The organism is Sporosarcina sp. FSL K6-3457, from assembly GCF_038007285.1.
Taxonomy (GTDB): Bacteria; Bacillota; Bacilli; order Bacillales_A; family Planococcaceae; genus Sporosarcina.
In genome coordinates this window covers 3,924,100-3,935,522 of record NZ_JBBOWX010000001.1, presented here as the reverse complement: position 1 = coordinate 3,935,522, position 11,423 = coordinate 3,924,100, and the positions used below count along the sequence as shown (strand labels likewise).

The following is an 11,423-nucleotide window of genomic DNA, read 5'->3' as shown; positions in this document are numbered from 1 at the left end:
GTGTGTGGAAGCGATCATAGATAAGCTGGGACGACCGATTCGGGATTTGCGGATTTCGGTGACGGACCGCTGTAACTTCAGATGTTCCTATTGCATGCCGAAGGAAATATTCGGTGATGATTATGTATTTTTACCGAAAAAAGAATTGCTGTCGTTTGAGGAAATTGAAAGATTTTCACGTTTATTTGCCTCGTTGGGCGTCAAGAAGCTCCGTTTGACAGGTGGCGAGCCGTTAATGCGACGGGATCTTCCTGAATTGATTGGAAGGCTGATGAAGATTGAAGGTATTGAGGATATCGGGTTGACGACAAATGGCGTGTTGCTGAAGCAATATGCGCAGCCGTTATATGATGCTGGCCTTCGCCGTTTGAATATGAGTCTTGACGCATTAGACCCAGAGATTTTTGGTACATTAAACGGTCGAGGCATTAAACCGGAGCTCATTCTTTCCAATATCGATTATGCGCAAAAAATCGGCTTTGAAATTAAAGTGAATATGGTCGTTCAAAAAGGCATCAATGAGGGTGAAATTCTACCGATGGCGGCTTACTTTAAAGAGCGAGGCATTACGCTGCGCTTCATCGAGTTTATGGATGTTGGGAATGATAATGGTTGGAGCTTTGAAAAGGTGGTCACGAAAAAAGAGATTTACGAGCTGCTGAAAGCTGAATATGAAATGGAACCAGCTGATCAAGATTATTACGGGGAAGTCGCGAAACGCTATCGTTATACGGATAATGGCGCACAGGTTGGTTTCATCACATCTGTTTCGGAATCTTTCTGTTCAACATGTACACGGGCAAGATTGTCATCGGATGGTAAATTATATACGTGTTTGTTTGCTACAGATGGATTCGATTTGCGGGAATTGATTCGCAGTGGATTGTCGGATGCGGAGCTGCTAGATGCGATTTCGGGTGTTTGGGGGCGTCGCGGAGACCGTTATTCGGATGAACGGACGGAGCAAACGGCGAAAAAGCGTAAGAAGATTGGTATGAGTTATATTGGTGGATGAGGCGCTACTTCGGTAGTGCTTTTTTGTGTGGATGGTGAGTGTTGTTAGGGTTTGTTGGGAACGTTGTTAAGATTGTAAGGAACGATGCTAGGCTATCCAAAAACGTTGCAATTTTCCTCTCTGTCCACCGAATTATGCTAAAATTGCGATAGTAGTAAATACATACGAGGGGGAATTGATGTGAAACCAAGAATTTTTGTAACAAGAAAACTAGATGATGGGGTACTTGCCCCGCTTAAAGAGAAGTTTGATGTGCGGATGTGGGAGTCGGAAAGTGAGAAGGTTCCTCGTGAAATTTTATTGCAAGAAGTTGCGGAAGCAGATGCATTATGGAGTGTTCTGGCTGATTCTATCGATCGAGAGGTACTTCTGGCGGGAACGAAGTTAAAAATTGTTGCCAACATGGCAGTCGGCTATAACAATATTGATCTTGAGGTTGCGAAGGAACGCGGCATTATTGTGACTAACACACCTGGTGTGTTGACGGAAACGACAGCGGATCTCACTTTTGGACTGCTTCTTGCGACGGCGCGTCGTTTGATGGAGGCAGAAAATGATATTCGGACAGGCAATTGGACGTCGTGGTCCCCAATGGGCTACACAGGTATGGATGTTGGCGGCGCGACGCTTGGTATTATCGGCATGGGACGGATTGGCGAAGCAGTAGCACGCCGGGCAAAAGGATTTGATATGCGGATTTTGTATCACAACCGTAGTAGGAAAATGGATGCGGAAGTCGAGCATGGTTTTGAATATGTCGAGCTGGGTACACTGCTAGAGGAAGCAGATTTTGTCGTGATACTTGCGCCGTATACACCGGAAACGGCGGGATTGATTGGCGCAAGGGAGCTTGGGTTGATGAAAAAGACAGCGGTTCTTATTAATGTCGCGCGTGGGGCTATTGTCGATGAGACAGCGCTCTATGAATCACTGAAAAATGGTGACATTTGGGCGGCAGGGCTCGATGTATTTGCTGTGGAACCTGTGCCGCAGGATAATCCGCTGTTGACGCTACCGAATGTGACGGTGTTACCGCATATTGGTAGTGCAAGTATTGCGACGCGACTTGGGATGATGGGCTTGAATGCACAGGCGATTACGGATGTGCTGGAAGGAAGAGAACCGTCGAATCGAGTGGTGTGAAGTAGGAAATTCGGGAAGTGATATAATTAGAATGAAAACGGAAAACCTCTCATTATGAAAAGGTTTTCCTTTTTTTATCTACCATTCACCCCTGAATAATCTTTATCAAATCATAGAAATAATAACGGCGATTTCGTATACGGTTATCGGCATAGATAAGATTCAAATCTGCCAGTCGATTCAATTTGCTTCGTACAGTTGCTGGAGAAAGTTTTGTATAGTTGGTTAGTTGGCGAACATCTGTAATGGGATGTGCAAACATGGCAGACCAAATATCGGTTTCAGATCCCTTGCTAAGTTGTTGTTTCCCTGATTCGAATAGCTTTTCGGCTTTGTTTAATTTTTCATATTGTCTATTCGCCATCGAGATGGTTGCGTCTAGGAAGAAATGTATCCAAGCTTGCCAATCAGCTTGTTCTTTTCCGACTCCTCTAACTCCGTTTAATAGCGCGTAGTATTTAAACTTTTCGGCTTCCAACTCCTCACTTAAAAAGAAGAAGGGGGATTCGATAAGTTTTGATTGTAACAAGTAAAGAACAATTAAGATGCGACCCATTCGTCCGTTACCATCGAGGAACGGATGAATCGATTCAAATTGTGCATGGATGATGGCACATTTAATTAAGGAATGTGTACCATCGTCATCTTCCTGGATATAAGGATTACCATTTATATAATACTCCAGGTTTTTCATATAATCAGCCATTTTTTGCGGTTCTGGTGGAATATATGAGGCGTCTTTCATTTGGTTTGTAGGACCGATAAAGTTTTGTATCGTCCGATAAATGCCTGTTGGTCCATTTGAACCCCGTGCATTTTCCATTAGCGTAGTGTGCATGGTGCGAATGAGTCGCTCGCTAAGTGGATAGCCGATACGGATTTCTTCAATTCCGATTTGTAAAGCATTTTGGTAGTTTCTTACTTCAACCTTTTGCCAATCTTCACTACGCTCCAGTTGGTCTTCTAACATATCACTGAATGTGACTTGTGTTCCTTCAATTCGTGTGGATTGCACAGATTCAAATAGTGTCAAGAGCTCCATGAATGAGGTATTAACAAGCGAATAATGAAGTTTTTCTTTTAATTTTTCAAGTTTAGTTGAGGCAGAAACAACTTTCTTATACAAGGCCAATTCCGTTTTCGCATCGAATGAAATCGGTAGTAGTGGTAAATCGTAAGGTTTTTTCATTACCTCGCCCCCGTAAAGTAGTATTGTTAGTAGTATAACTTAAAATGGTGAAAATGAAACTGTTAGGGTACAAAAACGAGAAAAGTAACTTAGTGGATCTGTGTTATTGGTTCTACTTGTTAGTGGTTTATTGCGTAGGAAGAAAGGAACTAGCGAGGGGTTTAATTATACGATGGCGTTTATTTTTTTAGCTTTGTCCTAGTTCATATTTTAGTATGGAAAACGGAAGACTCTCATCCAAAAGAGTCTTCCGTTTTATTTACCCTAAAAACCCAACAATCGCCTCATTCACCAAGTAAGCACCTAGCTTCACCGTACGATTATTTTCATCCAAGATAGGATTCACTTCTGAAATATCAAATGACAGTGTTTTGTCGTGTACAGTGACTTTTCGGATAATAGAGCGCACAACAGCAGGATCTAAGCCGAATGGAGACGGTGCACTAACGCCTGGTGCGAAGGCGGCGTTTAAAACATCTGTGCATAGTGTTAGAAAGATAAAGTCGTGTTGGTTAATAAATCGATTGAGCTCCTTAGTTAAAGAATCCATCTCATCCTCGTATAGATAAGTTACACCGAGTTCATCTGCACGATTGAACAGTTCTTGTGTATTACCATGGCGCTGAATGCCGGCGACAAAATAGTTTGTGTTCTCATCATTATTTAGAATTTGCTTAAACATTGTACCAGACGAGGGCTGTTCGTCGTAAGAACGCAAGTCGAAATGTGCATCGATGTTGATGATGCCGAGCGAAGCATCTTTGCCGATGAATTTCCGAACACCAAGATAATGGCCATAAGCAGTTTCGTGACCACCACCTAAAATGATGGGAATCATGTCCTTCGTCAACGCCTCAGCCACAGCATCACCTAATTGTTGTTGGGCTTGTTCAAGCTGATTGTCCTGGCATTCAATGTTGCCAATATCGACAAGACGTTTTCCCTCCGCTATTCTCCAAGGTAGTTTTGCTAATTCACCACGTAGTGCATCGGGTGCTTGTGCTGCACCAAGCCGACCGTTATTGCGGCGTACGCCTTCCTCACATTGAAAGCCGATAATGGCGCATGTGTTGGGAGAAGGGGGAGATACCCCGATTTCTACCACTTGATGATAGCGAAAACTTTCCCGATTATCCAAGTGGTCGGTGCGACCTGTCCATAGTTCACGATTTGATTTTTTTAGCAATCGAATGACCCCTTTCGTAGTTAGAAACCAATCCAACCCCACACACCTAACGCATCCAAGAAGACAATAATAATCGCGATTGGCGTGAGGTATTTCAATAAATAATACCAACAGTTGAAGAATAACTTGCCAATGCTAGATCCTTGTTTCATTTCATTAAATAATTCTTTTTTAGATAACTTTAATGGAATAAAAATAGAAATTAATAATGCGCCAAGCGGTAATAATACATTGCTCGCAGCAAAATCGACTAGGTCAAAGACGGTTTTATCGAATAGTTTAATATCAGCCATTACACCGTAGGATAAGCAAGAGGGAATCCCGACGATGAAAATAGCCATTCCAATTGTCCAAGTATATTTTTTCCGTTTTGACGCCTCGTTTTTTGTCATCGTTGCAACGATGATTTCAATCATTGAAAATGCAGAAGTGAGTGCGGCAAAAAGGAATAAAATCAAAAACGAGATGAAAAGTAGTGTTCCAAAAGGCATTTGATTGAAAACGGCGGGTAGCACTGTGAAAATTAAGGTTGGGCCTGCATCTGGTTCAAGACCGAATGCAAATACGCCTGGAAAAATGGCCAAACCAGCTAATAAGACAATGACGATATTCATGGTGATGATGGAGAGTGCTGATTTTGGTAGATTTTGTGTTTTAGGTAGGTACGAGGCATAGGTCACCATAACGGAGGCACCTAATGTCAGTGTGAAAAATGCTTGCCCTAATGCAAATAAAATCGTTTCAGATGTTAGTTTAGTGAAATCCGGTACGAGTAAAAATTTCACGCCCTCCATTGCGCCGTCTAAGCTAAGTGAACGGATGACAATGATGATAAATAAAATGAAAAGAGCTGGCATCATGATGGTGCTGGCCTTTTCAATGCCCTTTTGAATACCTTGGGCAACAATAATAATTGTGAGTAGCATGAAAATTAGTTGTCCGACTAATGTAGCAAAGGGATTTGAGATAATATCACTAAATAAAGGACCGAACTGCTCCTGTGAAAGTCCAGAAATATCCCCAGTTAGTGCTTTCCCCAAGTAGAGAATAATCCATCCACCGACGACGCTATAAAAAGATAGCACTAAAAAGCTAGTTAAAACGCCAATTCTCCCTGTAATATACCAAGCGGAATTTGGTGCGAATTTCTTATAGGTCGTAATGGCGTCACTTTGGCTTTTACGTCCAAGAATAAATTCGCCAATCAATAAAGGGAATCCTAATAGCAATGTAAATACTAAGAAGAGTAGTAAAAAGGCTCCGCCACCGCCTGTTCCAGCGACGTAAGGAAATTTCCAAATAGCCCCGAGTCCAATTGCTGAACCGGCAGCTGCCAAGACAAATCCAATTTTCGATTTCCAATGTTCTTGTTGAGACATACTTTCAATCCTTTCGATACAAACACCTATACAAATAGTAGCGTAAAAAGGCGAGACTGTCACTCAAACGAGCGATGTACCAGTCAACATAGAGCTCTTTGTCTGCTATGATAGAGATATAGATGTAGCGATTATATAAGTTTGAAATAGGGAGGAAAATAATATGATTGGAAGAAATGATCCGTGCTCTTGTGGAAGTGGAAAGAAATATAAAAAGTGCTGTGGTTCAAAAGGGACAGACCTTGTCGAAATGCTTGTCAATGAAGAGCTAGATCGTGTGCTTATCGATTATTTTGCTGACTACCCAAAGGGAGAAAATCGTAGTGAAATGATACGCTTGATGCGGGAGTGGGTCACTCGACTATCAGATAGCTGGGGGAAAGAGGATATCGAAGAAGCGGCGAGTGAGTTCTATTTATTTATTCATAATAAAGAGGTTTGGCGTACATATGTAAGTGAGCAGTTAAAGCAAGCGAAGCGAGAGTCAGTTGCGGCAGTGTTGCAAGTATGGGATGAGCCGTTTATGTTGTTGGCGGAAATTACAGATGTCGAGCCGGATATGTTGAAGGTACAGGAGTTATTCGGCGATAACAGCTATCATGTGACGCGTAACGAGGGGATGCCGGCGGATGTCGGGACGTTGTTGTTTGGTGCGGTATTGCGTGATCCGCGGAAGGTGGCAGATGCGATTGCACCAGTATCATCGATGATGTTTTTGGCGAAATGGAGTAAGCAAACGAAGGCGTCGTTAGTAGAATTAAGAGAAGCAGTTGCAGATAAGACACAGGAGCAATTCATAGTGGAGCATACGCTTGATATTTACGAGGTGTTCATCAAACGGAGTATGGCGTCGATGAATGAAATTGTGGCAGAAGTGCTGGCGCCGACACAATTGAGCGCATTGCAAGCGATGGAAGCTACTTTACGTGACTTAGAGCAGACGACGGAGTCACGTGAGATTATGCATAAATTAGTCGTGGCGTATTTCATGAATGATAACGAGGATGTGCCAGTGGAAGCTGATTTCCTTGCGGCGACGGTTAGGACGGGTATTTCCATAGGAATTGTTCACGGTACTGGTTTAGAAGATGAAGCGATTGGTGAGAAATATGGTGCTTCATCTGAAGGCATGGCCGTTTATGTTGAGGGGCTTGAAGGGCTTTATGCGGAGATGATGAATAGCGGGGACGAGCCACTGGCGGCGCAATTATACGACATTGGAACAGATCCAAAGCCAACAGAAAAAGCATTGTGGGAAACATCGATGACAACAGCGGGTGTTGTACAGCCAGAACGGAAGCCGAGTGTTGCAGAAGGGCGTGCGCAGCTGTTGGCGTATGAAGCTTATGCCGCAGAATCGGAAGAGGCGCGCAGGAAATTGGCGGCTAGCGCGTTGGAAATAGGGCCGAATAATCCTGATGCGTTGTTGTTGCAAGCGGAAGCAGAGCAGGATCCGGTCGTGGCAGCTGACTTATATGAAAAGGCCATTCACTATGCAAGCAAGACATTCGAGCCGGGGGAGAATCCGTGGCAAAATATCCCGAATCGTCCATTCATGCGTGCAGCGTTTGCTTATGGCACACATCTATTTAGTGAAGGGGACTATCATGAGGCAGCAGGTGTGTTTTTGGATTTAGTAAAGCTGAATTGGAATGACAATCAAGGCGCGAGATATGAAGCGGTTGCGTCATTGATTCATGCAGGGCGTTACAATGAAGCAGCAGAAATTATGGTGCGCTATGAAAAAGGATCACAGCATGATGCGACATATTTGTATCTGGATTGGAAGCTTGAACTGGAAGCGTCGAAGGGAGAATCGACGGAAGCTGATGGTATGTTGAAGCTAGCAGCCAAGGCGAATAGTAATGTCATCAATTTGCAAACGTTTAAGGCGAAAACGATTGCCTATCCGAGATATCAAGAGATTCATCCAGGCAGTGAAGCGGAAGCGAGATATATTTGGTTATTGTTGAATGGTGTGAATGTGTAAGTGAAATCGTGTCATCTGTCGGGAAATCGATGGGTGGCATGTTTTTTTTATGGAGATGGTGGTGATGACGAGCCCGAATCCAGTGTAAAGATCTAAAAAAGAGAGCGACACCAATCATTAATTGACAAAAACTTAGTGTTCTATTATATTGTTATTAGTCAATTATAGTTCGGCAATGTCGAACTCCTGGAGGTTTTAAAATGTCCAAGCCAATTCAGTCAGTAGAGCGTGCGTTATCAATTCTTGAAATGTTTAATCAAGGCACTGATGAATTAGGGATTTTAGAAGTCAGTGGGCGTATGGAATTACCTAAAAGTACTGTACATGGAATTATTAAAACATTAGTCAGTAGAGGTTATCTAGTCCAAAGTGTAGATACGAAAAAATATAAATTAGGAATTCGTTTATTCGAACTTGGCAGTGTCGTAAGCAAAGGATTTGATATTAAAGAAAAGGCTGCGCCTTATCTAAAAGAGGCTTTTAACCAAACGAATGAAACTGTTCATTTAGTTAAATTTGAAAATAATGAGGCTTTTTATGTAGATAAGCAAGAAAGTGGTAGCGCAATAAGAATGTATTCGCAGGTTGGTAGAAAAGCCCCGCTGCATTGTACTGGAGTAGGAAAAGCAATACTGGCATATTTGGATAAAGATACTCAGAAGTCGATACTATTCTCTACTGAAATGGAAGCATATACGGAGAAGACCATTATAGATAAAACTCAGATTCTCGAAGAATTAGACAGAATTAAGGAACGTGGGTATGCGACGGATGATGAAGAGATTGAAATGGGGCTATTTTGTGTAGCAGCACCCATATTTGATTTTAATGGTAGGGTGATTGGTTCAGTCAGCACAGCAGGTCCGAAATTTCGTTTTACTGAAGAGAAAGTTGGAATAGCTAAAAATTGCATAAGGGAAGCAGCAAGAAAAATATCACTGGAAATGGGTTTGCAAAAGTGAATGCTGCAATCATGGGATAGAATTTGATAAGTAAATTAAGGTGAAGTGTTAAAGTTAACTTGGTTATTAGAGTTGATTTGAAGAGTGCGGAGAAGGTTAAATATATTGTGATATGTTAGTAAATAAAGTGTTGCAAGCTGTGCAGGGAATCCTCTTGTGCAGCTTTTTTGTATGGAAAATTATGAGGTTTTGTATTGTAGCTAAGCCAGAATAACGTAGTCGTGTCTAAATGTTAGATCTATGTAGTTATGATTATTGCTGAAGTTCAAAAGAATTCGATTAATTTAATTTTATAAAAATTCTATTATATTTTACTTTTAGTATTGACAGAGTGCTAAAGCTTCGTTTATATTTTATAGAACGACTTAGTCGAACTAGGTTCGACAATGACGAACTTGTGGTTAGTCAAGTTGGAAGTGCTATTCTTTCGCTGTACGGGGTTGTAAGGTCAGTCACGCTTATTTAGAGAAGATGTTCAGAATGGGCTGTAACCTCGGTGGAAATGAAAGCGCATTCAAGAGATCCTGTTTTTAGACAAAGATTTAAAACGTGAGAAGCAAAACGGTGTTAAGAAACGTAGTTATGCAAAGGATGATGAAAAAACAGGATTATTACTATAAATGAAATGGGGTAGAGAAATGAGTAAAGTAAATGTGGCGATCATAGGTTCAGGCAATATTGGAACTGATTTGATGTACAAGTTAGAACGAAGTGAATTGTTAAATTTAACGGCAGTTATAGGAATTGATCCTCAATCAGATGGGTTGAAGAGAGCACAGGAGAGAGGGTACCATACATTTAGTAGTGGGATAGATGCAATCAGGAACAACCCTGATTTAGCTGAAATTGTTTTTGATGCGACTTCGGCAAAAGCACATTTGATAAATGCTGAGGTATTAAAGGAGTTAAATAAGATTGCCATTGACTTAACGCCGGCAGCAGTAGGTCCCCTAGTTTCTCCAGCGGTGAACGGTGATACGTACCATACAGCTTCAAATATCAATATGATTACTTGTGGTGGACAAGCAACAATCCCGATGATCCATGCCGTAAATCGGGTTGCAGATGTGACCTATGCCGAGATTGTAGCCACTATTTCAAGTAAAAGCGCAGGACCTGGAACACGTGCAAATATTGATGAATTTACCATTACGACTCAACGGGGAATTGAAGAAGTTGGCGGGGCAGATAAAGGCAAAGCACTCATCTTGATTAATCCGGCAGAGCCACCGGTATTAATGAGGGATACTGTTTATTGCCAAGTGAAAAACATGGATATCGAAGCGATTACAAAATCGGTAAACGAAATGCTGCAAGTCGTTCAAAGTTATGTTCCTGGCTATCGTCTAAAACAAGAATTGCTATTTGATGAAGATAAAGTAACTATTTTGCTAGAAGTTGAAGGGGCAGGAGATTATTTCCCAGTATATGCCGGAAATCTCGATATTATGACAGCCGCTGCAGTGAAAGTGGCAGAAGAGCGAGCGCGAAGAATATTACGTGAAACAGGAGGGGTGACGGAATGACGGAGAAGTTAGTGAAGTTGACGGAGGTATCCCTTCGAGATGGAAGTCACTCGGTATCGCATCAGTTTACAGAAGAGCAAGTTGACGCGGTTGTACGGGCATTGGATGAAACTGGAATGCATTATATAGAAGTAAGTCATGGCGATGGATTAGGGGGATCGACCTTACAATATGGACAATCCCTTGTGGATGAAATGAAATTAATCGAAACGGCTGTTGCGGCGGCAGAGTCTTCGAAAATTGCAGTATTACTTATACCTGGAATAGGGACAGTTCATGAATTGAAACAAGCCCATGAACTAGGGGCAAAATTAGTACGGGTAGCTACACATGTAACGGAGGCGGATGTTTCGGCTCAGCATATTGCTAAAGCAAAAGAATTTGGCATGGAGGCATTAGGTTTTCTGATGATGGCTCATACAGCTTCGGTTGAAAAACTTGTTGAGCAAGCAAAGCTCATGGAAAGTTACGGAGCAGAAGCGGTCTATATTACCGATTCTGCGGGTGCACTTTTACCGGAACAAGTAAGGGAACGCGTTCGAGCACTCCGCCAGTCGTTAACTTGTGAAGTAGGCTTTCATGCCCATAATAACTTGTCGCTAGCTGTTGCTAATACATTAATTGCGATTGAAGAGGGTGCTACAAGAATTGATAGTAGTGTTTGCGGTTTGGGCGCAGGTGCGGGCAATACACAAACGGAGGTCCTAACAGCGGTATTGGATTTAATGGGGAAAAACCCAGGTATCGATATTTATAAGATGATGGATCTTGCTGAGAATGTCGTGACACCCATCATGAAAAGGCCACAAATTGTAGACAAAGGAAGTTTAGCATTGGGGTATTCTGGTGTCTATTCAAGCTTTTTAATTCATTCAGAGCGTGCAGCGAAGCGGTTTGGTTTAGATCCACGGGATATTTTGATCGAGTTGGGGAAAAGAAAGGTAGTCGGTGGACAAGAAGATATGATTTTGGATGTTGCTTCAGACTTGGCTAAAAGAAAAATGTAAAAATTTATAAAAAATGTACTGGGGGA

General features: G+C 42.1%; 9 protein-coding genes. 6 read left to right on the top strand and 3 right to left on the bottom strand.

The features are described 5' to 3' along the window. Window positions 1-4: 4 nt before the first annotated feature. Together moaA and N1I80_RS19010 are read left to right on the top strand one after the other, a co-directional pair. Complete coding sequence (moaA, locus tag N1I80_RS19015; protein ID WP_340739404.1) at window positions 5-1,015, top strand: GTP 3',8-cyclase MoaA; 1,011 nt, start codon at window positions 5-7, stop codon at window positions 1,013-1,015. 180 nt (window positions 1,016-1,195) lie between these two features. Further along, window positions 1,196-2,158: a 2-hydroxyacid dehydrogenase gene (locus N1I80_RS19010; protein WP_340739403.1), complete on the top strand. Its 963-nt coding sequence runs from the start codon at window positions 1,196-1,198 to the stop codon at window positions 2,156-2,158. An 85-nt stretch (window positions 2,159-2,243) separates the two neighbouring features. Here N1I80_RS19010 and N1I80_RS19005 read toward each other — a convergent pair whose 3' ends face one another. The 3 genes from N1I80_RS19005 to N1I80_RS18995 form a co-directional block, all read right to left on the bottom strand. Beyond that, entirely contained in the window at window positions 2,244-3,347 is a 1,104-nt protein-coding gene (locus N1I80_RS19005) for a Fic family protein (RefSeq protein ID WP_340739402.1), read from the bottom strand. A gap of 259 nt (window positions 3,348-3,606) precedes the next feature. Continuing rightward, a complete protein-coding gene (gene hutG / locus N1I80_RS19000) occupies window positions 3,607-4,533 on the bottom strand; it encodes a formimidoylglutamase (protein WP_340739401.1) in 927 nt (308 codons plus the stop codon). A 20-nt stretch (window positions 4,534-4,553) separates the two neighbouring features. Next, window positions 4,554-5,912 (bottom strand): sodium-dependent transporter, encoded by a 1,359-nt coding sequence (locus N1I80_RS18995; protein WP_340739400.1) that lies wholly within the window; start codon window positions 5,910-5,912, stop codon window positions 4,554-4,556. Window positions 5,913-6,075: 163 nt separating this feature from the next. On the opposite strand from N1I80_RS18995, the gene N1I80_RS18990 reads away from it, so the two are divergent. From N1I80_RS18990 to dmpG, 4 genes are all read left to right on the top strand, one after another. Next, on the top strand, window positions 6,076-7,902 hold the full coding sequence (locus tag N1I80_RS18990; protein WP_340739399.1) for an SEC-C metal-binding domain-containing protein: 1,827 nt from the start codon (window positions 6,076-6,078) through the stop codon (window positions 7,900-7,902). Window positions 7,903-8,102: 200 nt separating this feature from the next. Further along, complete coding sequence (locus N1I80_RS18985) at window positions 8,103-8,864, top strand: IclR family transcriptional regulator (RefSeq protein ID WP_340739398.1); 762 nt, start codon at window positions 8,103-8,105, stop codon at window positions 8,862-8,864. Window positions 8,865-9,502: 638 nt separating this feature from the next. Next, a complete protein-coding gene (locus tag N1I80_RS18980) occupies window positions 9,503-10,390 on the top strand; it encodes an acetaldehyde dehydrogenase (acetylating) (protein ID WP_340739397.1) in 888 nt (295 codons plus the stop codon). After that, window positions 10,387-11,397 (top strand): 4-hydroxy-2-oxovalerate aldolase, encoded by a 1,011-nt coding sequence (dmpG, locus tag N1I80_RS18975; RefSeq protein ID WP_340739396.1) that lies wholly within the window; start codon window positions 10,387-10,389, stop codon window positions 11,395-11,397. The genes N1I80_RS18980 and dmpG overlap by 4 nt, the downstream gene beginning before the upstream one ends. Window positions 11,398-11,423 lie beyond the last annotated feature (26 nt).